Origin of the sequence: Leptothoe sp. PORK10 BA2, assembly GCF_034932105.1 — a bacterium.
Lineage (GTDB): Bacteria > Cyanobacteriota > Cyanobacteriia > Phormidesmidales > Phormidesmidaceae > Leptothoe.
Genome location: NZ_JAYGIG010000009.1, coordinates 31,319 through 55,623 on the forward strand (window position 1 = coordinate 31,319; position 24,305 = coordinate 55,623).

A 24,305-nucleotide genomic window follows, 5' to 3' on the forward strand; every position below is an offset into this window, starting at 1 on the left:
CTTTAGGCGTTTTTAAGTAAATGCTTGACCAAGTTATCCTTGACCATCATCTGGCGCATTACTTCAACTACATAGTTCTGGGCATCTTCATGGGAAAGATTGCGTACCTGATCTTTCAAGATCTGGAGTTGAAACTGTTGTTCTAATGTCAATTGACCTGGCATGTCCATAGGTCACTCCTCCGGAAATCAGTATGGATGACAGAGGCTGTTGCCAGCTGTCTTACTCTAAGATCTTAGCGACAATACAATTAATCGTCAACCTGTCAAGCAATAAATAATCAAGTAAACATTTATTTACAAAAGTGAGTTGAATTTGGTAGTGAAATAGGCAGAACTGCCTTGGTACAGCGCCTGTTGCTGTGTGAAACTACGTGTTTCTCATCAAACTTTTCCCATGAACTCTCATAAAAGTTGGCACCTTGAAAAAACGAACTAGGATGCCTTTCGTTCAGTGGGGGATTTTTAGTTGTACCGCGAAAAATAATTGACTGCGTTCAGCTGGCCAACAATGAAGATTTAGGGTTCGCATAAGACCCAGGCGTTATGCAGTCAGAAAAGTATTAGTGCTAAAAGCCTTCAACGAGAATTGAACTCGTGACCTCTCCCTTACCAAGGGAGTGCTCTACCGCTGAGCTATGAAGGCGGTGGAAAAAGGTGTGTGGTGGGCCGTGTTGGATTTGAACCAACGTAGGCGTAGCCAGCGGATTTACAGTCCGCCCCCATTAACCACTCGGGCAACGACCCACACCTTACCGATATTCATCGGTAATGCCAGGAGGCGGACTTGAACCGCCGACACGAGGATTTTCAATCCACTGCTCTACCAACTGAGCTATCCCGGCAACAAGGGGCATGGTTGCCTCGCTTGCGCGCCTAAACAAGTTAGCAAAAGAGGGGAACCGTTAGCAAGCTCAAACTTGGGATCTTTTGCCCTCAAGTTGCGGCACCATCTGCAGGAAGCTTAGAGTAGGACTTTTTTGTCGCTAGAAATTCCGGATAGGAATGCCTTTATTGAATCTCTTGCAGCCGGGCTAACCGCAAAGAAAAGTCCCCTATGCCCTGGCCAGCATAGGATCTGACCCGAACAGTGTACTGGCCGGATGTAGCAATGCGGGCAAACAGTAAGGAGTTGGTAGACCCGTCGGGGCCATCGTCATTTTCGCTGACGGTATTTCCGTCAGCCCCGAGCAAACTGACTAGGGTGTCAAACTCTTCTGAAATTAGATCAATGGTGATTTGATCCCCTTCAAATAGCTCAACCTTGTAGTCCCTGGCAAAACCACCTACGCCCGTGGGAATGTCCCTCTCAGAAAGAGTATCGCTAATTTCACGCCCTCCCGTTAGCTCGATGGGAGTGTAAATTTGAGCCATGGCACTGCTGGCACTGGCCAATCCGATGGTCAGTAATGTCGTGGGAATCAATAGGGCGTGGCGTACCATTTTTCTAGATTGCTTCATGATTGGGATAAAAATGGGTCATTCAGATTGTGACATTATGCACTAAGCTTCGGTTTCGTGATATCGCTAAACCAGCTTGTAAAGTTGATTAACTAGCTAATTTGCTTGAAAGCAGTCCTCGGATGACTTGCTTATTAAAGTGCTCAGATTTTAAAGTGCTCAGATTTTTGTAATCTGTACCATTGGTTGTGCTGAAACAGGTAGAGTCCTAAGTGTATGCCGTGGAAAAAGCCTACTATGCCCCGTTCTGAGTTCAGCTCTGCTCTGTCGGAGAGTCATGCGCATCCAGCCTTACGGAGACTACGCAATCTGAGTCATGTTTTGGATAATGCGATCGCAATTCCTGGTCTCAACTACCGGGTAGGTCTAGACCCCCTGTTCGGCCTCCTGCCCGGTGGCGGCGACCTAATGGCAGGGCTAATTTCCATCTACGTCGTAGCTGAAGCTGCTCGGATAGGGGTTCCGGCCGCCACCCTAGGCCGCATGGGATTGAACATCTTAACCGAGGTGCTCGTAGGGGCAGTACCCATGATTGGCGACCTATTTGACGTTGTCTGGAAAGCCAATGCCCGCAATGTCGATTTACTAGAGCGGCATCTGCGCGATCCCATCCCTAGTCGTCGGGCCGATAAGCTCTTTGCCATCGTCTTAATTGCAGGCTTATTAGGTGTGATCCTAGGGGCCGCAACCCTATCATTCCTGTTTGTGCGTTGGCTCCTGCAGCTGTAAGATGAAAAGCTTGGTTGTATTCCAGCTGCCATCTGAGGTTTTCCCTACGCAAAAACTACAGCGGTTGGATGTATAGCGAGTTTATTCCATAGGCCTGCAGGATAGAAGAATTCCATGGTTGGAGCAGTCGATTTTGTAGCCGACATAACCCAGGGCAGTACGGGGCAGGATGTAACGCTCGACTTCAAAGTCCCCGATCCCAGCGACACCAGTATCTCAGAACAAGATTTTAGTGATCAGATCAACATCGCTTGGCAGGTTTGCGATCGCTTTGATCTCCAAACCGACATCTGGCGTGGTCGTATTCTCAGAGCCGTCCGCGATCGTGAAAAACACGGCGGTGACAGTCGTGGCACTGGGTTTCTCAACTGGTTGAAAGATCGAGAAATTAGCAAGAGTCAGGCCTATGCACTGATCGAGCTGGCCAATAGCGCTGACGAACTGCTCAACGAGGGGCTACTCAATGAAGAGTCCGTCAACCAGTTTAGTAAACGGGCCTTTTTAGAAACTGCCCAGGCCGCTCCAGAAGTCCAGCAAATGGTGACCGAAGCCGCCCGCCGAGGCGAACACATCACCCGCAAAGAGGTCAAACACTTAGCAGATGAATGGACGGCCATGACCTCAGATCTGATTCCAGAAGCAGTCCGAGAAAAAGCGGCTAACAACACTATCCCTACCCGCTACCTCACCCCCTTGGTTAAGGAAATGGAAAAACTTCCCCCTAGCCATCAAAACACCCTGCGCGAAGAAGCCGCTCGCAATCCCGATGTGGACACCCTAAAGCAGATCACCTCTGAAGCTCGCTATCTGTCCAAATACATCGCTGCCGCGAGCCAAGTACAAACGCTCGATCCAGATATCGTTAATTTAGAACAAGCCCTGGAAGAAGCCCTGAGAGTCGGTTGCTTAAACTCCACAGCAGACTTAGTCAATCAAGCAACACAGCTAGAGCAGGCTACCGCCAAACTCTACACGGCCTGGCGACGACTCAACAAATTAGCCGAGCGGGTCTATGTGGACAGTGGCGAAAGCACCCCCCAGTTACGAGCCCTACTCAGTGCCCTAGCCCCTCTGACCAACGAAATCATTGAAATCCAGCTGGGCAGCACCAATAGTCCTTCTACCAAAACCATCCGCATCCAAGTCTTGGGGGAAATCGAATAGAGTAGTTCAGTCTGTTCATACGAATTGACATCAATCTAGACATCAATCCGATAGATAAAAATCTTAAATAGATCAACTTGGAACACTTACAGAGCAATAGCGTGACGCCACTTTAACTGTACTTCTAGGTATTTTTACAATCCTGATTAGGTGTAAAGTGTGAAATCAGATGTCAATATATAAGTTACCCGCAGCAATTGTGCTAGGCCATGGCTTAGATAGAGGCAGTGAGTGGTTTTATAATGCAGGAATTGGACAAATATGCCGCAGCTTGAGGCCAGCCCAGCGCTCGACTTCCAAAGTGAAGCGTACAAGGATGCATACAGTCGCATCAACGCAATCGTCATTGAAGGGGAACTAGAAGCTAACGATAACTATAAGAAGTTGGCTGAATATCTCAGCGAGCACAAGGAAGAGCTGCTTAAGCTAGCTCGTATGGAAAATCGTCACATGAAGGGTTTCCAAGCCTGTGGTAAGAATCTTAATGTGACACCTGACATGGGATTCGCCAAGGAGTTCTTTGCAAAACTACACGATAATTTTAAGCAGGCTTGGGATCAAGGACAGGTGGTAACTTGCCTACTGATTCAGTCTTTGATTATCGAGACCTTTGCCATTGCTGCGTATAACATTTACATTCCTGTTGCAGATGACTTTGCACGGAAGATCACCGAAGGTGTGGTGAAAGACGAATATATGCACCTGAACTTTGGTGAAGAATGGCTCAAAGCAAATTTTGAGACTGCCAAAGCTGAGCTAGAGGAAGCTAATCGTCAAAATTTGCCCCTAGTATGGCAAATGCTTAACCACGTCGCCGAAGACGCTGCCGTCCTAGGTATGGAAAAAGATGCTCTGGTTGAGGACTTTATGATTACCTACGGTGAAGCGCTTGGCAATATTGGATTCACCAGTAGGGAAGTGATGCGACTTTCAGCCCAAGGCTTAGCCATGGCCTAAGTCTTGTCCGATTCCAAAAGGGGTTGATCCTAGGATCAACCCCTTTTGCTATAACTCCCCATGGTTTGGCATGGACCGTATGGCTGTAACATTTTGTTGTAGCCTTATTCTCTAAGGTTATCTTCTTCTATAGAAACGTCCCAAATGTTTGGCTTAATCGGACACCTCACCAATTTAGAACACGCCCAAGCGGTCGCCCGTGATTTGGGATATCCAGAATATGGCAGCCAGGGCTTGGACTTTTGGTGCAGTGCACCTCCCTTTGTGGTCGAGGACATCAAGGTGACCAGTGCCACTGGCCAAGTAATTGAAGGACGGTATGTTGAGTCATGCTTTTTGCCAGAGATGCTGGCAACGCGACGCATCAAAGCTGCCACTCGCAAAATTTTGAACGCCATGGCCCATGCCCAGAAAATGGGCATTAACATCACAGCGTTAGGTGGATTTTCCTCCATTATTTTTGAAAATTTTAAGCTCGATCAGATCCGCCGAATTCGGAATTTAGAGCTTGACTTTCATCGGTTTACCACTGGCAATACCCACACCGCCTATATTATTTGTCAGCAAGTTGAACAGGCGGCTCCCAAATACGGCATTGATCTTTCTAAAGCAACCGTAGCCGTTTGCGGTGCCACTGGAGATATCGGTAGTGCCGTCTGTCGCTGGCTCAGTCAAAACACTGGGGTGAAAGATTTATTGCTAGTTGCTCGCAACCGCGAGCGACTAGACAACCTTAAAGACGAAATTGGTATGGGCACAATTATGGGTCTAGAAGAAGCTCTGCCCATGGCTGACGTGGTTGTTTGGGTGGCTAGCATGCCCAAGGGGATTGACATTGACCCCAGTACTTTAAAGCAGCCCTGTTTGATGGTGGACGGTGGTTATCCCAAAAATATTAGCAGTCAGTTTAGCCAGCCCGGCATCCATGTGCTCAAGGGGGGCATTGTGGAGCATAGCCTCGACATTGATTGGCGCATTATGCACATTGTTGCTATGGATGTCCCCGCCCGCCAACTGTTCGCCTGCTTTGCCGAATCAATGATACTGGAATTTGAAAAATGGCACACTAATTTCTCTTGGGGGAGAAATCAAATCACCCTTGAGAAGATGGAGCAAATTGGTGCAGCGTCTGTAAAACATGGCTTTCGACCTTTGCTAACAACTTAAATTAAGCGGCTCATTAATACTGACAATTGTTCTCTATGGTTAGAATGCATTTTGGTGTGCAGTTTGCGATAGGGTGGAATAATTGCTGGAGTACCTAAACCTGTTATGGCAACAACAGAACGCAGGCCTATTTTGCTTGACTTTGAGAAGCCATTGGCTGAATTAGAGTCTCGAATTTTACAAATACGTGCCCTGGCTGAAGACAACGATGTCGATGTTTCAGCACAAATCCAGCAGTTGGAGTCAAGGGCGCAGCAGCTGCGGCAAGAGATTTTTACGAGTCTGACCCCTGCTCAACGCATTCAGGTCGCTCGGCATCCGCGTCGACCCAGCACCCTAGATTATATCCAGGCAATCTCTGACGAATGGATAGAACTTCATGGTGATCGCCGTTCAGGAAAAGATGATTTAGCCTTAGTGGGTGGCATTGCTCGATTTCATGGCCATTCAGTCGTGATGCTGGGCCATCAAAAGGGTCGGGATACCAAAGATAACGTTGCTCGCAATTTTGGCATGGCATCCCCTGGTGGCTACCGTAAAGCCATGCGATTGATGGAGCATGCTAATCGTTTTAAAATGCCAATCTTCACTTTTATCGATACCCCTGGCGCTTGGGCTGGTTTAGAAGCTGAGCAACTAGGTCAAGGTGAAGCTATTGCCTATAATCTGCGGGAAATGTTCCGTCTGGATAGCCCTATTATTTGTACGGTGATTGGAGAAGGCGGTTCTGGTGGTGCATTGGGTATCGGTGTAGGTGACCGGCTTTTAATGTTTGAACATTCTGTCTATACTGTGGCCAGCCCTGAAGCCTGTGCGGCAATTTTGTGGAAGGATTCATCCCGAGCTGCTCAAGCTGCCGAAGCGCTCAAAATTACCGCTTGGGATTTGAAAAATCTGGGTATTTTAGACCAGCTACTACCTGAACCCACCGGGGGCGCCCACGCAAGCCCAATTGAAGCTGCTGAAGGTCTACAGGCCGCCCTTTTAGAAAATCTTGAGGCTTTGTTAGCTATACCTCCAGAGCAGCGGCGGAAAGATCGCTATCGTAAGTTTCGTCAGATCGGTGTCTTCTCCGAAGCCGCTTAAGAGGAGCTACCCATGGTTGAAATGCCAAGAAGTCAATATTCTATATTGCGGACAACAATAGTAACAGGCTCAAAATACGACTTTAGACTCTGCTGTACATTCATTGCGTCTTGATTCTAAGCAAGATTAATGAGAGCCCCATAAGTTGTTGCACTGCAGATGCATGCTCTATGGAGCAATCACTCGGCTGCGACCTCAAAACTCTCTCCAAATAAAATACCCCCATTCTTTGTAACATTTGTTAATATTATTGAATGTGTATATTCCTTTTGTAGATCTTCCTCAAACCCTCCATTAATGAACATTGCTCCTAACCAGCGTGCTTTGATTACAGGTGCTAGTACTGGCATCGGTCGGTCGACCGCTTTGGCTTTTGCCCAGGCTGGATTCGACGTGGCACTGGTGAGTCGCTCAGCAGCCAAACTTCAGGCATTGGTTAATGAAATCGGTGCGATTTCGACTGTGAAAGCCAAGAGCTTTCCCATCGATTTGAGTGTGACTGATCAAGTTAAATTCAAGATCGCAAATTTGTTAGAGCAGTTTGGTCCTGTCGATGTGTTAGTTAACAATGCTGGCATGGGCTATACGGGGGCATTGAATCAGATGCCGCTGGATGACTGGTGCAGGGTGATGGATCTCAATGTGACTAGCATTTTTCAATGCATTCAGGCAGTCCTTCCAGGGATGCGTGAGCAGAGTCGCGGCATGATTATTAATGTCGCCTCGGTGGCAGCCCGGCAAGCTTTTCCTGAGTGGGGTGCCTACGGCGTTAGTAAAGCTGCTGTTGTGGCCTTATCAAAGGCCATTTCGGTTGAAGAGCGAGGTCATGGTATTCGAGTGGTTACCATTTTGCCTGGGGCTGTCAACACTCCTCTGTGGGATACGGATACTGTCCAAGCGGACTTTGATCGTTCGGGCATGCTCACACCTGAGCTAGTTGCCAATGCAATTCTGCAAACAGCTCTTTTGCCCCTTGGTGCTGTGGTCGAAGAGCTAACCATCATGCCCAGCGGAGGAACCCTGTGATTCCCTAAAAACAATTTTCTCTAGGTCAGGAAAACTTGGCCTCGCTTTAGTTGACTATTTGCACATTAATTTATCTACACCATGGTCATTTCAACTGACGGTTCCAACAGTAACGGTCTGCTCAACGTTAAGTCATTAGAAGCTGCCGTACGTCCTGATCGTTCGAAAACTAAAGGGCACGAGGCATTATTGCATGAGCCTTCTGCTGACAACAGCAAATTAATGGAAGCTGTTCATACGATGTTGTCTGAACTGGGGGAAGACCCCGACCGCGAAGGTCTGCTTAAAACGCCGAAGCGGGTAGCCGAAGCGATGCGTTTTCTGACCCAGGGCTACACCCAATCCTTAGAGACCATTGTCAATAATGCCATCTTTGATGAAGGTCATAATGAAATGGTATTGGTGCGGGACATCACTTTCTTTAGCCTGTGCGAACATCATATGCTGCCCTTTATGGGGCGAGCCCATGTTGCCTACATTCCTAACCAAAAGGTCGTAGGGCTGAGTAAATTAGCCCGCATTGTTGAGATGTATTCCCGACGACTGCAGGTTCAGGAGCGGCTAACCCGCCAGGTGGCGGAAGCTCTTAACGAAGTACTAGAACCCCAAGGGGTGGCGGTTGTCATGGAAGCCAGCCACATGTGTATGGCCATGCGTGGTGTTCAGAAGCCTGGTTCATGGACCGTGACTAGTGCCATGCTCGGTATTTTTCAAGATGAGCAAAAGACTCGCGAAGAGTTTCTCAGCCTCATTCGTCATCAGCCCGCATTTTCTAATTATTAGCACTGCATTGGCACCATAGGGTGCAGATGCCCTGCAGAGGTAGTGTTTTATGCACTACCTCTGCAGGGCTAATGGGTAGAACCATGGGAGAAATCTGAAAAAAATAACCTACTCAGACTTGCTCGGGGAAAAGCAACGCTAAAGTGAGGTGGACGTGGTCATAGGGAACCATTCCTGCATACCATGTTCTATTGAACCAATGTGTTGCTGAACAGCAAGTTGCTCTGCTCACACCCTCAATGATGATTTATTAGGAGTAAAGCGAAGCCCATGAGTCCCCTGAATGTTGAAACTACTGGTGAAACCATTAACGCCGGTACTGAAACCTTTGAAGCTAGTCACGTCGATGTGATTGAAACGGTTATTGCTAGCCTAGATCAGGGGGGTAATGCCATGGTTAGCCGTGATGATGATGATGGCTATCTTTGGAAGTTTACCTACGGTAGTGTGGCGGTATATGTGCAGCTGACGGGTAGCGGTGAGGAAGATACTTTAACGGTTTGGTCTCCCGTTTTAAAGCTACCGGTGAAAGATCAAACGGGCTTAATGGCAGAGTTATTGGCCATGAACTGTGGTGAAACCTTTGAGGCCTGTTTTGGTATTTCCAATCAAGAGGTTTTAGTTTTGGCTAGTCGGATTCTGGCGGATCTTAACGCAGGTGAAATTTCGCGGCTGATGACTATCGTTGCCACCATTGCTGATGAGCAGGATGACGTTCTACAGGAGAAATATCCTGCGGGTTAAGTCAGCATGGTCACACCATGGCGGCTGATTTTGCCGATAGAGGCTTCAGGGGAAACCCAGATGGCGATTGACGAGTGGCTTTTGGAGCAACATCGTCTAGGGGAAGGTCCTGCCTGTTTGAGGTTTTATACGTGGGCTCCCATCGCCATTTCCTTGGGGTATCATCAGCGCCACTACCCAGAGCATTGGCACAACTTGCAATGGAATAATCAGACTATAGAGCTGGTGAGGCGGCCCAGCGGTGGTCGAGCCGTTCTACATCAGGGGGATTTAACCTATAGCCTGATTACTTCTGGCCACAGGGGACGCCGGCGCGAGGTTTATGCCGATTTATGTAAGTTTTTGATAGATGGGTGGCTTAGTCTGGGCATTACCCTACACCTAGGATCAGAGCAGCATAGCTATCAGCGTTCGGCGAACTGTTTTGGTACGGCCACAGCCGCAGACCTGGTTATGGGTAATGGTTATAAGGTGATTGGCAGTGCTCAGCTATATCGCGATCGCTGTATTTTGCAACATGGTTCCATACGGCTGATGCCAGATCCAGTGCTAGTTGAGCAGGTGTTTGGTCAGCAGATCAGGCCTCCCAGGGATTTAATGGCTGTGCAGCCTAATGATGTGGTGGAAGCCTTGATCACCTCGGCTCAGCGTATTTTTGGCATTCAGTTTCAGATGCAACCGCTATCGTATCAGGAAGAGCAACAGGCCTTGGCTTGGGTAAGGGCTAAGGCAACCAGCACCTAGCCACCAGAAGGCTGAGTCTTATTGTTCGCTAACGGGACTCCATGGCTGGATGGCGGGCAATTGTATAGAACCCTTTTCAGGCTTCCCATGCCACTGCAGGAGTTGGGTGTCTTCAAAATGTTCAAATGAACGGACAAATAGGCTGGTCAGCGAGATGCTGACTAGCGGCACGATGGTGGGTAGCCAATAGCTGTAACCAAAGGCCACAACGACTAAACTGCTCCAGACACCAGTGAGGGTAAGACTTGCCAGAAGCTGAACTCGTAAACAACGATAAAACATCCAATAGCTTGTGGCTGGGCTAAGCAACGCTACCATCATCCATATGGGCCAATCAACGGGTCGCAAATAGTTTTGGGTTAATAAATTATTAGCCGCAGCCATGTGTTGATACACACCTGTTGCGGTCTGATCGTAAGGCGTCGCAATGTCGTCTAGACCGACACCTGTAAAACCAATAAAAACAATTTTGTTGGTGAAGGTAGTTGCCGGAACCTGGCCTGTCAATACATCTACAAATGAGTAATGAGGCGCATTTTCGACAAAGCCAGGCCAGTTTAACCACAAGGGGTGGTTCAGGTTAGGCATAGCCCAGGAATCAGATTGTTTCAGTTTGTAGCGCTGTACAGCTGAAAGGCTTAATGCTGGTGTGCCGTTCACCTTAGGACGATAGGTACGGGAAATACTGTCGGTATCATCAAGGCTGTGGATATGTCCTGTTGCGATCGCACCCTCCACCAACTTTGCATTAGGGCCAATGACTCCCCGCTGGGCGTCCCATGCTGTCGCCACCACCACATCCCCATGGCGAGCCATGGCTTTGACCAGGGCGGCATCATCTTCACTCGGTTCAGCAAAGAGAATATCAAAGGCAATCACACTAGGGTTAGCCGGAGTAATTTGATCGAGCAGCTCAGTATAGTAATGGCGGGGCCAAGGAAATTGGCCCATTTCAGCCAAACTACTAGCATCGATTTCAATCAGAACTACCCGATCGTCCCATGGTTGCTCTCCCCTGATTTGAAATAGGGACCGGTAGATCTTGTGCTCTAGGGGTTGCACTAGGCCGACGCGAGCCGCCATGAGGGTGAGCCCTGCCGCCAAAAGTCCAGGCAGCAACCGCCACCCAGATGTAGATACCCAATGTTTCATAAAAAGCCTTTCTGGGGTAAGGCGCGATGATCGCCAACCGCCCCACTATTTCAACTATGACAATACGTTAACTGCCACCGTATAAAGCAACCAATGGACAAAGCGCTGAAAGTTAGCTGAGATGCCTATAAGCTCCTAGTGGCCTTATGTTCATACATTGTTAGCACCGAGAAAACCGTGAATAGTTACCAAAAAATAGGACGAATTGCTGAAAACACACGACTTTGAACCCGTATGGGCGCTATTTATACGGATATATTTTTGTTTTTAGGAACTACTCTGAATTTTTAGCGATAGCCGCTAGCTGTAGCCCAGATGGATAGGTGCCATCTTCCTTAATGCGATCAATAATCGCTTCTGAAATGGGAAAATTCAGCCGTTTAGCCAAAGCCCGCACCACATCCCCTCGGTCGATGGTGCCGGCTACGGCATCCGCTGGGGAAAGTACGGTAATTCGTCGCAGCTCATTTTCTTCTAAATCCGTAATCACCTTTGATAGGGGCGTTTCTTCCCTGACATAGGGCTGATCTAGCAACGGATGGGCGACTTCATCTAGGGTGCGGATCTCCCATTGACTGCGCTCAATCTGGCGCAAGTCATCTAGGGATACCATGCCTCGATAGCGACCGTTGGAAGCCGCGAAATAGACGCTGGATTTGCCTGCATGGAGCAGTTGATCATCGGCAAATGCTCGCAATGTCATCCGGCCATCAATTACCTTAAATTCCCTGACGCTGGCATCTTTAGCTTTGAGACTAGCAATGGCGTCCTGTAAATCACTGACTCGGTTATAGGCTCCCGCATTGCGCACTGCAAACCATCCCAACAGGGACAACCACAGGAATTGGAATTGTTGGGTGGTCAAATAGGCGTAAATGCCGATCGTAATCGCCATCCATCCTAAAAGCTGACCCACCCGAGCCGCCCAGCGCACTCCTTGGGCTCGGCTACCGGTCATTTTCCAAACAGCTGCTTTGAGCACCTGACCACCATCTAGGGGCAGTCCTGGAATGAGGTTAAATAGGGTGAGGACAAGGTTGATGCGGGCAATTGTTCCCACCACTAATACCACCACTGGTTGACTTGGCAATATCTGCAACGCCAGGGAGAGGGCCACAAATAGGAAAAAGCTGACTAGGGGGCCTGCGATCGCAACCTGAAATGCTTGACCTGGAGTTTTTGACTCCTTATCGATGGAAGCAATGCCCCCAAACAAGAATAGGGTAATTGAGTTTACTTGGATGCCCTGGCGCTTAGCCACTAGGCTATGGCCCAATTCGTGGAGCAGCACGGAGCCAAACAAAAGGAGCGCCATTACTAACCCGACCACCGCTGCCATGGGAAAGGAAAAACCATCGCTATGCAGATCGCTCCCATAGGCAAACGTCATCAGTAGCACAATAAAGAACCACGAGTTATCAACGAATAGGGGGATGCCAAAAATCGTGCCAATGCGCCAACCGGATTGCATAGTGATATACCTTTGATATGCCTAGAAAACTAGGGACAGGATTATGAGCATAGTCCTACTAAAAGCCTACTCAATCACGCCCCATCCAGAACTGTAAGTTTTCGTCAGGTAAACCCAGGGGGTTTCCTAGGATGTGCTAGCCCTAAAAAGCAACTTGAATCTCAAGCACTGACTTCATTTTAATGAGGGGTTTACAAATGTCGTTACAGGATATCCGAATCTTTTTTAATCATTATCAATGCGGGTTAAGATTTGCGGTCTGACCAAACCAGACCAAGCGGTTGCGATCGCAACCATGGGAGCATCAGTTTTAGGCTTTATTTGCGTCCAACAATCGCCACGCTACGTGTCCCCAGACACCATCCAAGCAATTGTCAAAGCGCTTCCTCCCATAGATTGCTTTGGTGTTTTTGCCGATGCCTCCATCAAACAAATCCAGCAAACGGTCGCCCTTGGACAACTGAGCGGCGTACAACTCCACGGCCAAGAATCCCCCGACTATTGCCAGCAGGTCCGGCGGGTGTTGCCCCAGGTAGAGATCATTAAAGCCCTGCGCCTTCGACATCCACAGGACCTAGACCGGTTACAGGACTACACCCCTTATGTAGATACATTTTTACTGGACGCCTATCATCCAGAACAGCTGGGCGGCACCGGACACACCCTAGACTGGCAAGCGCTGCAAACATTTCACCCTGAAAAACCCTGGTTTTTAGCGGGGGGCCTACGTCCCGACAATGTGGCTCAGGCCCTATCCATCCTGTCACCCCAGGGGATTGACCTCTCCAGTGGAGTAGAATACGCCCCTGGAGACAAGGACCTAGCCCAGGTAGCTCAACTGCTAGCAACCGTTAAAACCATCACAGGAGATGAACCCACGACCCCCTAGCCAGCCTGTAGACCTGACCCAATTAGAATACTCAGAGGAAAATTGAGACATTTGTAACAAAACATCTCCGAGCCTAAATCTTGATTACAGAATATCCTGGTTGCTTCATATGGCCTGAGAGCTGGTGATAAATTAAGCCTCAGTAACGTTTAGTCGTTCCTGCTTGTTTACCCAGCTGCACCCTATGTACAACGCCCAAAAAGACTGGTTAGGTGCATTTATAATTGCTGCCCTCGGTGCAGGCATCATCACATCGTTTGCTGTCAGCCAAGGCCAAAATCCCTTGATTGCCCTGGGGATTACAGGTTTTGCCTCTGCTGCCGCTGTGCTCCTTGACCACTTCTGCTAGTTGCTAGGAAACGGTCTTGCCTTTTTTAGCCCCGAGCAATGAATGATTCCTGTCCAGCCAGTAGTTTGCACTGCTGGCTTTTTCATGGGGCAAATGCTCACAACCTAGGCAAACCTAGCTTGTATAACCACATCATCAAAGTCCATATCCCCGCCGCCAGAAAGATCTTCAAAGCCAAAGGTGTTATTGCCCAAGAGTCGAACATGATCCGTGCCATCCCGATTGCCCAAGGTATGGGTGAAGTAAATGGCCGGGTCATTCGCCCCATTCCCATCCAATAAGTCAGCCATCGTGCCATCGACGATCAAAAATGTAGACAGCAACTGGCCACCTAAAACCTCAGCGGTATAACTCACGGTTTTCCCATGGGTGCCTGTTAGGTCTAAGTCTAACCGTTGAGCCAAGGCTGCCTGGGCGTAGCCAGCATCCCCAGGGTTCAGCAACAATCCTAGGGAGTCCCGCACCTGACCCTGCTCGTTTTCAACGACAAATAGACCCGCCACACTATCCAATGCTGCTTCCCGGAACACATCTATCGTGGCCGTCAGGCTCCCTGTTTCCGTCCGCAGATCAATCAGTTCAGAATCGGGGCTAAGACCCTGGAGTCCTGTGCCAATCGGGACAACGTCACCCACCACGGCCTTGATCACCAGCTGATCAAAGGAGCCAGTTTGGCCTTGGCGGAACCCAACCTGCACGGCCCCAGTACTTAACGCTTGCTGCTCGACGAGCTCTGACTGGCTGTTAACCTCCGTGAGGGTAATCGTTCCCCCCATTCCCCGACGCAGGCTATCGAGACTGCCGTCATGGATGACGGCAAACTGCAACACTGTGCCCGCTGTCGCTGTCATGGTCCGACTGGTGGCTAGAGCAGGAATCTCCCCTGATTCAAGGGTGGAAAAAACTACCTGGGCTGCAGCTAGGACCGCATCTAAATAACCTGGGTCCTTGGGGGTGAGTCCGTTGACGCCACCATTGGTATCTGTGGCAAATAGAATGATTTCCTTCACCTGCTCGGAGGCATTTTGGCTAATGGAAAATTCGATTAAAACATCGCCACTGCCGCCAACAGCCAACCTTGCCCCTTGGGGGGTGAGACTCGCTGGTACTGGAGTCACAGGAACTGGGGACGTTGGATTAGTTGGGCTAACCGGATCATCGTCATCCTGATTGGTTACGGACACCGGCACCGGCAGCAACGTACTGTAGCGAGTATCTGTACTGGTGACACTGGTGTTAATAATATAGGCGGCATCGCCATCGTCATCGCCATCATCAACGCCAGTGATGGTGACGGTTTGCGGTGTATTCCAATTAGTTGTCGTAAAGGTAATACTGGGTGTTACGGTCCCTTCACTCAGATCATCACTAGTAAAACCAAGGGTTACAGTATTTGCCGGCTGACTGGCTAATACGGCCGTGAAGGTGGCTAGGCCTCCTGTTTCTGTCGTGATCAGACCCGTCGTTGGGGTCAGATTAATGGCCGGGGTCGGGACGACCTGGCTTTCCACGGCACCAATATCGACTGTCGTACCTACAATCCGATCAAAGGGAAAACCTCGCTGATCCAAGGGAATCGCCTCTGCACTATCACCATCACCATCTAGGTCAAAGGTATCTATTGGTAGAACACCTGGGCCTGCATCGATCACGGGGCTAGCATTTTGGGGTGCATGGGTTTGGGTAAAACCACCGTTGGCTTGCAGCGCTCCCAATTGTGGATTTAAAGCAACTGCACTAGTCCCGACTTGATCACTCTTAATGCCATTGGTAAAGCCAGTAGCATTGCCACCGTTACCGATGAAGTTATTGCCACCGGAGACCGTGGTACCCCTGCTACTCAGAAAATTGATATCAGCAATGTCGTCATTACCAACGTTATTGGCGATGATACTGCTAGTGACGGTAACGCCTCCAAAGTTGGCAATACCACCGCCACTATTTCCCATAGCCTTGTTGTTGATCACGGTGCTATGGGAAATAGTGGCGGTGGCTGCACCAACCACCACGGGAAGACCGCTAGTACTAAGCCTGACTGTGTTCGCTAGGCCACCCCCTCCCCTAGTGGCTGTATTGCCACTGAGGGTACTGTTGGTGAAATTTAATGTGCCGTCGTTACGAATACCACCACCATTCGGTGCGCTATTGCCGCTGAATGTACTACTAACAACAGTGACTAGGGACCCAACGGTGTTTAAGAGACCGCCACCGCCGCTGGTGGTGCTAGTGCCAAGGGCCGTGTTGTTAATAATGCTGCTATTGATAATGGTTAGTTGGCCATTATTACGGATGCCACCGCCATCATCAGCTGCCTGATTATTTTGAACAATAATGTTTTGTAGGGTTAAGAGACCATTGCCCTGGTTGTAAACTCCACCACCGTCATCATTGGAGTTACCGTTTTGAATAATTACCCCATCGATCAGAGCAGCGGTGGCGGTACTTTGGGTGGTAACGACCGTATGGTTGACATTGCTACCGGTGAGAATCGTTTGATTGATGACCCAATCACGCTGATTGCGGTCTGTTTCTGTGCCGCTAAAGCCCCCATAGAGTTTCAGGGCTCGATTAACGGTAAAGGTATCGTTCGGATTATTGCCGGGGGTGTAGGTGCCCTGGGTGATCCAAATTTCATCACCTGGGTTGGCAAAGGTTAGGGCTGTCTGCAAACTAGTGGCTGTATTCCAAGAAGCACCGGTATTGCTATTGGGGGCATTCGCTGTAACGTGAAAAATAGCCATAGTGTACTAGCCAGACGGAATAAAAAGAAGGGCCGATGGGCGTTAGAGTTCCCAAATCAGGGCCTCCCTAGATCCCGATAAAAAACCGACGATAGTGGTTTATCGTCGGCAAGGAAAGTGTTTTGTTGTAGGAAATATGAGCTGTTGCAGAACTTAGTTCAGCGCTTCTAGGTAGTCGCGAACGCGATTACGTCGCTTGGGCTGACGCAGCTTTTGCAATGCCTTGGACTCAATTTGACGGACACGCTCACGGGATAATTCCAGGGTGCGGCCAATTTCAGCCAGGGAGTAGGGCACTCCATCCCCTAGGCCAAAGCGAAGACGAATGACTTCTTGCTCCCGGGTAGTGAGGTCAGAGAGTAACTGATGTAAGTCGCGGCGGAGGGCATCCCGAACGGCTAGCTCTTCAGGAGAAAGGGCATCGGTCTCTAGGAGATCTCCGAGTTCCGTATCTCGCTCTTTGCCGACCTTAGTTTCTAGGGAAATGGACCGGGGCACCTTGAGCAGCACTTCTCGCACCTGGGGCGCTGTCATGTTTAGCTCGCGGGCGATATCTTCCACGGTGGCCGTACGGCCTTGGGTCTGGGAGATTTTGCGCTGGGCTTTTTTGATTTTGTTGAGTTTTTCGGTAATGTGGACCGGCAGGCGAATGGTCCGACTCTGGGTTGCGATCGCACGGGTAATACCCTGACGAATCCACCAGTAGGCATAGGTACTAAAGCGATAGCCCTTGGTGGGGTCAAACTTCTCCACTGCCCGTTCGAGCCCCAGGGTGCCTTCCTGAATCAGATCCAGCAGCTCTAGGCCACGGTTTTGATATTTCTTCGCCACCGACACAACCAGACGCAGGTTCGCCTTAATCATGTGCTCCTTAGCCCGCACACCTTCAGTACAGGCTGCGTCCAAGTCTTCAACGGATAGCCCAACGGTTTCGGCCCACTGACGCTTCCCGGCCTGGAGGGTAGGCTTGAGTTCTGTAACATGAATGTCGCATTCCTTGGCTAGGCGTTCCAGGGAGGGCCGATGGCCCAACTGGGCCGTGATGCGATCGCGGGTCTCTAGGAGGACGACATAGTTAGCGAGAATCCCATCTTGGTTCTCAGCGGCCTGTTTGCGCTCTTCCAAAAGCTTCATATAGCCTTGGACTAATTGCGCTTCCGCCACCTCTTCGTCTCTCTCCAAAAGACGTACACGGCCGATTTCTTGTAAATAGAGACGAACCAAATCGGTGGTCCGTCGCCCTGCGGCGACGGCCAACTTATCAACGTCTAAGTTATCTACAGTGCCATCATCATCTTTCGATAGCAGCATTTTGATATCAGTATCGCTGGGCTCATCCTGAACAGGATCCAGCAAAGCGAGAGCAACAGAGCTGGGGGCTGCCAAATCAGCATCTGCAGTGGATTGATAAGACGTTGCATCCATAACCATGGGCGGTGTAACTCTAAAAACAGTCAAGGCCGTCTAGCCCTCGTAAATGTAGTGTGCCCGAGCTAAGAGATCGGAGAACAGTCCACAAAACTTGGGGGTTGCTCCAAATGCGAACCTTTTGAGCTAGATTGATGCACCCATACTTAGCGTAGGGGGCGGTTGTTAAAGCCCAAGTGACTCACATCAAGGTGATGTTAGGATCTACATCACTCAGCGAACCGATTCCGAGCGATCTCATCATTAAGATTGCGCCGCAGGCCCTATATAACTAAATATCAACCTCTCTCACCGTCCTGATCCGGATTAGTCCAGGTTTTTCAGTGGCACAGCAAAACCAGAAATGTCCTGACGCATTCAGGCATAAGAACATGGGATTATCTCGGTCAGCAGTGACTTTCAGAAAGAACCCCAAGCACCAGACACCAGGGAGCAACCGGCGAAAATCTCACCAGAGCTTTATCTCCAATGTCCGTTTTGTGACGTTTGCTTTATGTATAGCCAGTTAGACTAGCTGTCCCTGCTTCCTAAAGAGTTAGCTTTCGTCAATTACCGCTTTCCGATCGAGCAGTAGCAGATTGCGCAACTGGTCTGTATCCAGCTCTGTTAACCATTGTTCACCAGCTCCAACCACCTGTTCTGCCAGCGCTTTTTTGCTTTCAATCATGTCGTTGATGCGCTCCTCAAGGGTGCCGCTACAGACAAATTTATGCACCTGTACGTTGCGGGTCTGGCCAATGCGAAACGCTCTATCCGTGGCCTGATTTTCGACGGCGGGATTCCACCAGCGATCAAAGTGAAAGACATGGTTTGCCCGGGTGAGGTTTAGACCCACCCCTCCAGCTTTGAGCGAAAGAATAAATAGTTTGGGCCCGTTGGGATCCTGCTGAAATCGATCCACCATTGCTTCACGGGCGGGCTGAGACGTGCTGCCATAGAGAAACATGGCCTCTTCCCCCAGATGTTCTTTGAGGTGATCCTTTAGCAAATTGCCCCACTCGGCAAATTGGGTAAATATCAAGGCCCGATCACCTTCTGAAATCACCTCTTCGAGCATCTCATTCAACCGTTGCAGCTTGGCAGAACGCCGTTGCTTGCCTAAGGACTCCTGCTTCAGATAGTGGGCCGGATGGTTACAGATTTGCTTGAGTTTGACCAATAGGCCTAAAATCATTCCTCGCCGCTGTACGCCATCCGCTTCGTCAATGTTGACTAGGGCCTCATCCACCGTTTTTTGATATAGGCGGGCCTGTTCGGCAGATAAGCCACAGAAAACGGTCATTTCCTGCTTCTCGGGCAAGTCCTGAATGATGCTGCGATCGGTTTTGAGTCGCCTCAAAATAAATGGCTGTACCAACCCCCGCAAGGTGCGTAATGAATCGGTATCGCCATAGCGCTCAATAGGTGTGGCAAAGCGCCGCTGAAAGAAGTTTTTTGGTCCCAGATAGTTGGGATTCAAAAAATCCATAATGGACCACAGTTCAGCTAACCGATTCTCTACCGGGGTACCGGTGAGGGCAATGCGAAAGTCACTGTTCAGTTCCCGCACCGCCTTCGACTGCATAGCATCCGAGTTCTTAATATTCTGGGCTTCATCCAGCACCAGCCCCTGCCAATCTACTCGCTTTAATTCTTTGAGATCTCGATAGACCAGGGTGTAACTGGTAATGACCAGATTGGTTCCCTGGGCTTGCTTGGTAAACGTCGTTCCCTTAGGGCGCTTATCACCGTGGTAAATCAACGTTGTTAACTCTGGGCCAAAGCGGTTGACTTCTCGCTGCCAGTTGCTGAGTACCGATGTGGGACACACGAGCAAAATGGGTTTAGTTAACAGGCCCTCTTGTTTCAGGTGGAGTAGAAATGCAATCAGTTGGATAGTTTTACCCAAACCCATGTCGTCAGCTAGACAAGCCCCCAATCCCCACTGTTCCAGAAATGATAGCCAGGAAACCCCGCGCGCTTGATAGGGACGCAACTTCCCTTTAAAGCCATGGGGCTCTTGCATCTCTTCCAGGGTTTGGTTGCCCGTTGTGAGGGTGGTGATCAGCTCATCTAACTTACCGGATGCTTCGAAGGCGACCACAGGTAACTTGTCAATCAGCTGGCCATCCCCACTGCTAATGCGCAAAACTTCTTCGACGGAAAGCTTGTTTTTGGTTTGACGACTGGTAAAAAACGACTGGGCAGCTTTGACATCCTGGGGACGGAGTTCGACCCACTGACCGTTGACCTCCACCAGGGGGGTTTGCTGAGAAATTAGCTGTTCAAATTCCCGTTGGCTAACCTTTTGCCCCCCAATGGACAGCTCCCACTCAAAGTTGAGCAGGCTTTGTAGCCCCAACCGCTGCTGCTGCCGTGAGGGGGCCATGGCCTTGACACTCAATCCCAACCGGCTAGCGCTGGCCTTGGTGGGATCGACTAGATTTTCCGGTAGGGTGACGCCAAAGCCATTGTCCTGGAGACGACTGGCTGTGGCTTTAATAAATTCAAAGGCTTGAATTGGATCGAGGAGACACAGACTTGGCCTGGTTTCACCCAAGGTATGTTTTATGGGCTCACAGAGACGGGCGGCTCGTCCTAGACCTGCGAGTAATTTTTCTTGGGGGGCATCGATGGTCAGCCCGCGATAATCTAGCTGGTCAACGGGGTGTTGCCAAATGGTCTGGGCATCTAGGCCAAAGTTCTCGTCATCAGATGATTCTAGACCGTAGTGCAACGTCCAATTGAGCTCGCCATTGGAGTCATGATTGGAGCCGCGGCTGGGGGGTGGGACCAAACGGAATCCTACATGCACGGTGTCCAGCGCATCGGCTGCCAGATTTTGTAACGGTGCGGTCCAGGTGTTGAGGGCCTCATTCAACCGCACCAGACCCGCCGGAGTAGATTCAAACCGTTTTTTTTTGTCTTGGGTCAGGGCACCGACCCATTCCCGCAGGGGTAAATCTTTACTGAGGGGAGCCGTTGGGGACAGGGGCTGAATTTGAGCTAGTTCACGTACCTGGGCTGATACTACATTGGCGATAAAGTCTTGCAGCAGAGATGAGGTGGGGGTAGGAAATCCAATCGCCGCAGGTGGTTGATCCACCGCTGCGGATTTGGCCGTTTTAGCTTTGCTCGTTTGGTCGGCTGTTTTTGCTTTAGTCGTTTTAGCTTTGCTCGTTTTATTGGCCGCTGCTGTTTTTCGGGTTTGGGTTTTGGCGGTTTGGTACAGGCGACAGACTAGGGGCATACGGTCGGAGAACTGACGCAGTCGGGCTTGATCTAGCGCACTGTTGAGCAGGAGTTGCCAGGTTGCGATCGCACCGCTACCATCCGCACTCACCGTCGGCATAAACTTACCCCGTGACATCAAATCTAAACTCCAGCGAGCCATGTGGGACCAATAGCGGAGATCCCCCCCCACCAAACTGGCATCTGCCCCCAAAGGTGCTCCTGTGAGGAACTTTAAAGCAATGGTCGCTGGCAACATCACCCCAAAGACCTGCCAAGGGTGTAAGACAGGGTCCGTTGATGGAGGCTGCCCAGACAACTGGGGATAAATTTTCCCATCCGCATCAAACACCGTTGGCAGAGCTAAAACATGCCCACACCAGCGAGCCTGAAACCGCTCTAACAAAAGTCCTAAATCCCACTGTTCGTCAGGCTGCGGCAAGGCCTTAAACTCCTCGGCAGTCAAGCAATATGGATGATCTGCCACCCCCCAACCATCCGCCAGCGTCTCTTCAAGCCTGCGCCACGTTTCAGCCCAAACAAAAAAGCGTTGCTGCGTCGGAAGCCAACTTCCATGGAGAATCGCCATAATCAATGTTGCCTTCAGTATCGTTCCACATCAAGATAAACAGGCTTCAGAGCCCATAGATAGAAGAGTTTCCTCCCCTACATCTCGTATTTTTCATAGGCCGCAACAATCCTCTGCACCAATGGGTGGCGCACAACATCGGCCTTAGTCAATTCAGAGAATGCAATACCATCAACTCCTTTGAGCACCTTCAACGCCATCGATAAACCTGATTGCCGATCATCGGGCAAGTCCGTTTGGGTAATGTCGCCCGTGACCACCATCCGTGACTTATTACCCAATCGCGTTAACACCATTTTCATTTGGGCCGCCGTCGTATTTTGCGCTTCATCCAAAATCACAAACGCGTTATTTAACGTCCGTCCACGCATATAAGCCAGCGGAGCCACCTCAATAATGCCGCGTTCCATCAGACTCGGAATACGCTCCGGATCAATTAACTCATGCAGTGCGTCGTACAGGGGACGCAAATAGGGATCTACCTTTTGTTGCAAATCACCCGGCAAAAAACCCAGCCGCTCACCCGCCTCCACCGCAGGTCGAGTCAAAATTAAACGCTCATACTGCTGCTCAAGAATTGCCCCCACAGCTACCATAGCCGCCAAAAAGGTCTTACCCGTACCTGCTGGCCCAGTACAAAAAATTAGATCACTGGTCCGTAAGGCACTGACATACTGACGCTGCCGAAACGTTTTGGCCCGAATAGTCTCACCCCGACGGGTGCGGGCGATCACATCGCCATGGAGCTTCCCAAGATCATCCTCCCGGTGAGTATCCAGAGCATGGATTGCAGTCATCACATCAGCCACAGAGACAGCCTGTCCTTGGGACCAGATGGACTTAAGCACAGTCACCAAATTCTTAGAGCGTTCTACCTGGCTAGCCGTGCCTGACATCAAAAGCGTCGTACCACGCATGACCAACCTAGCTCCTGTCTGCTGAGATAGGCGTTTAATAGCGTCTTCCTGATAACCCGCCATGGCCATCGCCTGTTCAGCCGTATCAAACTCAAATGTGAAGGCACCTTCCATACAATGGCCTAATTTTGCCACCATAGGCATCCAAGATCCGGCATCTTCCGATCTCTCATTGCCTGGGCATATGCAATAACTATCCCTATCGCTTCAGCCACTATCGCTTTAGTCACTAAAATTTCAGCTATACCGAACTATGTATCTTGATCATTACGCCTGGGGGTAGGTGCCTTGGGCTTCGGTCTACTAACACTATCCCGACGGGGGCGACCACCACCACGGCCGCCACGCGGCCGCGAACGATCAGAACCATCCCCCGATCCCTGGGATGATTCACCATAAACATCAAGGTTCACTGAGCAACCATGCAGTGTGCCAGTCGCCTTCAAAACTTGACGTATGGCCTGGATATTTCGACCACCACGGCCAAAAACTCGACCCTTATCATCCCCGTCAAAGGCAACTCGAACCCAAAGCCGCTGACCATCAGCAAGCGGCTCAACGTTTAACTTCAACGCATCAGGAGACTCCAGAAAAGGAGTTACCAAAAAACGAACTAAGGCTTCAAAGTCAGGCACATGCGTTACCTTCTAACATCTAGCAGCAAGCATAGTAAAAATGTGGATGTACAAAGCCTATACCAGGCAAAAAGTTGCCAATGTACAGGCTGCTAAGCAAAAGCTAGTCTCAACCACCAGAACTACTCAAACTACGCCTTTAGCTGTTCGTATACATTGGCCTTTTGAAGAATATGCTGCACAGTCTTGGTAGGTTGTGCCCCTTCTTTAAGGCGCTTCAAAATCGCAGGTACTTCTAGACGGGTTTCATCGGTCCGGGGATTATAAAATCCGAGTTCTTCTATGGGGCGACCATCACGGCGATCTCGGCTATTCATAGCCACAATCCGATAGCTCACCTCACGTTTTTTGCCGTAACGCTTCAGTCGCAATTTGATCATAGTTGGGTTGAAACGGTCTGTTCGTTTGAAAGTTTGGACATACTCCACTGGCTGAAAAGTACCTATTTTCCGGACCCATTAGGAGTCATGAAAATCAACATAAGCCAGCGAACTCATATAGAGCATCTAATTCTATCACCCATAAGCAGGATCTACACTGCAGTCAAAGCAAGCTGCAGTGAGAACCCGTTGGAGACCTATGCAATGGTCTGATTAAAAGATGGAACGTAGTGACACCATAGAAATGACTTAATCTTCATGATCGTCAAATGGATCCGCGAGTTGTTTGGAAGGGGGGCCAAATGCCGTATATATCGCAAGTCCAGTAAAGGTGACGACGATAGCGCCTACTGAAATGATAAGAACTGTTGCAGAATCCATGGGATCGTTTAAGCCGTAGAGGATGTAAAATCTATGATATTACAGATTATAAAGTGACCTTAAGGTAGATACACCCATGGCACAGGAAACTCGGTTGGGAAACCTGCTTAAACCCCTCAACTCTGAATACGGTAAAGTCACCCCAGGCTGGGGTACTACTCCTTTGATGGGAGTATTTATGGTACTTTTCCTTGTTTTTCTACTCATCATCCTGCAGCTCTATAACAACTCCATTCAAATTCAAGGGGTTGATGTTGACTGGCGTAGCCTGAGCTTTTAGGTCAGCTCTGGTCAACATGTGAG

23 protein-coding genes and 3 tRNA genes are annotated in these 24,305 nt (G+C 49.7%); 12 read left to right on the plus strand and 14 right to left on the minus strand.

From position 1 onward, the window contains the following. Positions 1–2: 2 nt before the first annotated feature. The 5 genes from VB741_RS04230 to VB741_RS04250 form a co-directional block, all read right to left on the minus strand. A complete protein-coding gene (locus VB741_RS04230; protein ID WP_323363899.1) occupies positions 3–170 on the minus strand; it encodes an NblA/ycf18 family protein in 168 nt (55 codons plus the stop codon). A 403-nt stretch (positions 171–573) separates the two neighbouring features. After that, positions 574–645: transfer RNA gene (locus VB741_RS04235), tRNA-Thr, on the minus strand. A 16-nt stretch (positions 646–661) separates the two neighbouring features. Next, a tRNA-Tyr gene (locus VB741_RS04240) sits at positions 662–746 on the minus strand. A 25-nt stretch (positions 747–771) separates the two neighbouring features. After that, positions 772–844 (minus strand) — tRNA-Phe (locus VB741_RS04245). 166 nt (positions 845–1,010) lie between these two features. Next, positions 1,011–1,460 (minus strand): PPC domain-containing protein, encoded by a 450-nt coding sequence (locus VB741_RS04250; RefSeq protein WP_323363900.1) that lies wholly within the window; start codon positions 1,458–1,460, stop codon positions 1,011–1,013. 237 nt (positions 1,461–1,697) lie between these two features. Here VB741_RS04250 and VB741_RS04255 point away from each other — a divergent pair, with 237 nt between their 5' ends. From VB741_RS04255 to VB741_RS04295, 9 genes are all read left to right on the plus strand, one after another. Beyond that, positions 1,698–2,189 (plus strand): DUF4112 domain-containing protein, encoded by a 492-nt coding sequence (locus tag VB741_RS04255; RefSeq protein WP_323363901.1) that lies wholly within the window; start codon positions 1,698–1,700, stop codon positions 2,187–2,189. Between the two features lie 114 nt (positions 2,190–2,303). After that, entirely contained in the window at positions 2,304–3,353 is a 1,050-nt protein-coding gene (locus tag VB741_RS04260) for a hypothetical protein (RefSeq protein WP_323363902.1), read from the plus strand. Between the two features lie 261 nt (positions 3,354–3,614). After that, positions 3,615–4,310 (plus strand): aldehyde oxygenase (deformylating), encoded by a 696-nt coding sequence (locus tag VB741_RS04265; protein ID WP_323363903.1) that lies wholly within the window; start codon positions 3,615–3,617, stop codon positions 4,308–4,310. 144 nt (positions 4,311–4,454) lie between these two features. After that, a complete protein-coding gene (locus VB741_RS04270; protein WP_323363904.1) occupies positions 4,455–5,477 on the plus strand; it encodes a long-chain acyl-[acyl-carrier-protein] reductase in 1,023 nt (340 codons plus the stop codon). A gap of 105 nt (positions 5,478–5,582) precedes the next feature. Next, positions 5,583–6,563, plus strand: a complete 981-nt coding sequence (locus VB741_RS04275) for an acetyl-CoA carboxylase carboxyltransferase subunit alpha (protein ID WP_323363905.1) — start codon at positions 5,583–5,585, stop codon at positions 6,561–6,563. A 297-nt stretch (positions 6,564–6,860) separates the two neighbouring features. Then, positions 6,861–7,589, plus strand: coding sequence for an SDR family oxidoreductase (locus VB741_RS04280; protein ID WP_323363906.1), 729 nt, complete (start codon positions 6,861–6,863; stop codon positions 7,587–7,589). A gap of 81 nt (positions 7,590–7,670) precedes the next feature. Beyond that, a complete protein-coding gene (gene folE, locus VB741_RS04285) occupies positions 7,671–8,372 on the plus strand; it encodes a GTP cyclohydrolase I FolE (protein WP_323363907.1) in 702 nt (233 codons plus the stop codon). Between the two features lie 270 nt (positions 8,373–8,642). Continuing rightward, the gene (locus VB741_RS04290; protein ID WP_323363908.1) at positions 8,643–9,116 is read left to right on the plus strand and encodes a YbjN domain-containing protein; all 474 of its coding nucleotides are present in this window, start codon (positions 8,643–8,645) and stop codon (positions 9,114–9,116) included. A 6-nt stretch (positions 9,117–9,122) separates the two neighbouring features. Beyond that, entirely contained in the window at positions 9,123–9,860 is a 738-nt protein-coding gene (locus tag VB741_RS04295) for a lipoate--protein ligase family protein (protein ID WP_323363909.1), read from the plus strand. 18 nt (positions 9,861–9,878) lie between these two features. Here VB741_RS04295 and VB741_RS04300 read toward each other — a convergent pair whose 3' ends face one another. Continuing rightward, positions 9,879–11,012, minus strand: a complete 1,134-nt coding sequence (locus VB741_RS04300) for a CHASE2 domain-containing protein (protein WP_323363910.1) — start codon at positions 11,010–11,012, stop codon at positions 9,879–9,881. Positions 11,013–11,286: 274 nt separating this feature from the next. After that, positions 11,287–12,483 carry a site-2 protease family protein gene (locus tag VB741_RS04305; protein WP_323363911.1) on the minus strand — a complete coding sequence of 399 codons (1,197 nt, stop codon included), beginning with the start codon at positions 12,481–12,483 and terminating at the stop codon, positions 11,287–11,289. Between the two features lie 238 nt (positions 12,484–12,721). Here VB741_RS04305 and VB741_RS04310 point away from each other — a divergent pair, with 238 nt between their 5' ends. After that, positions 12,722–13,372, plus strand: a complete 651-nt coding sequence (locus VB741_RS04310; protein WP_323363912.1) for a phosphoribosylanthranilate isomerase — start codon at positions 12,722–12,724, stop codon at positions 13,370–13,372. A gap of 184 nt (positions 13,373–13,556) precedes the next feature. Then, positions 13,557–13,721, plus strand: coding sequence for a hypothetical protein (locus tag VB741_RS04315; RefSeq protein WP_323363913.1), 165 nt, complete (start codon positions 13,557–13,559; stop codon positions 13,719–13,721). A gap of 104 nt (positions 13,722–13,825) precedes the next feature. On the opposite strand, the gene VB741_RS04320 is transcribed toward VB741_RS04315, so the two are convergent. The 7 genes from VB741_RS04320 to psbN form a co-directional block, all read right to left on the minus strand. After that, a complete protein-coding gene (locus VB741_RS04320) occupies positions 13,826–16,462 on the minus strand; it encodes a DUF4114 domain-containing protein (RefSeq protein WP_323363914.1) in 2,637 nt (878 codons plus the stop codon). A 153-nt stretch (positions 16,463–16,615) separates the two neighbouring features. After that, the gene (gene sigC, locus VB741_RS04325) at positions 16,616–17,887 is read right to left on the minus strand and encodes an RNA polymerase sigma factor SigC (protein WP_323363915.1); all 1,272 of its coding nucleotides are present in this window, start codon (positions 17,885–17,887) and stop codon (positions 16,616–16,618) included. A gap of 538 nt (positions 17,888–18,425) precedes the next feature. Beyond that, positions 18,426–21,689 carry a DEAD/DEAH box helicase gene (locus VB741_RS04330; protein ID WP_323363916.1) on the minus strand — a complete coding sequence of 1,088 codons (3,264 nt, stop codon included), beginning with the start codon at positions 21,687–21,689 and terminating at the stop codon, positions 18,426–18,428. A 77-nt stretch (positions 21,690–21,766) separates the two neighbouring features. Further along, positions 21,767–22,720 (minus strand): PhoH family protein, encoded by a 954-nt coding sequence (locus VB741_RS04335; RefSeq protein ID WP_442786289.1) that lies wholly within the window; start codon positions 22,718–22,720, stop codon positions 21,767–21,769. Positions 22,721–22,857: 137 nt separating this feature from the next. After that, positions 22,858–23,241, minus strand: a complete 384-nt coding sequence (locus VB741_RS04340) for a KH domain-containing protein (RefSeq protein WP_323363918.1) — start codon at positions 23,239–23,241, stop codon at positions 22,858–22,860. Positions 23,242–23,372: 131 nt separating this feature from the next. After that, on the minus strand, positions 23,373–23,621 hold the full coding sequence (rpsP, locus tag VB741_RS04345; RefSeq protein ID WP_323363919.1) for a 30S ribosomal protein S16: 249 nt from the start codon (positions 23,619–23,621) through the stop codon (positions 23,373–23,375). Between the two features lie 249 nt (positions 23,622–23,870). Further along, positions 23,871–24,002, minus strand: a complete 132-nt coding sequence (gene psbN, locus VB741_RS04350) for a photosystem II reaction center protein PsbN (RefSeq protein ID WP_323363920.1) — start codon at positions 24,000–24,002, stop codon at positions 23,871–23,873. 76 nt (positions 24,003–24,078) lie between these two features. Between psbN and psbH the strand changes: the two genes are divergently transcribed. Then, positions 24,079–24,282, plus strand: a complete 204-nt coding sequence (psbH, locus tag VB741_RS04355; RefSeq protein WP_323363921.1) for a photosystem II reaction center phosphoprotein PsbH — start codon at positions 24,079–24,081, stop codon at positions 24,280–24,282. The last annotated feature ends 23 nt before the right edge of the window (positions 24,283–24,305 follow it).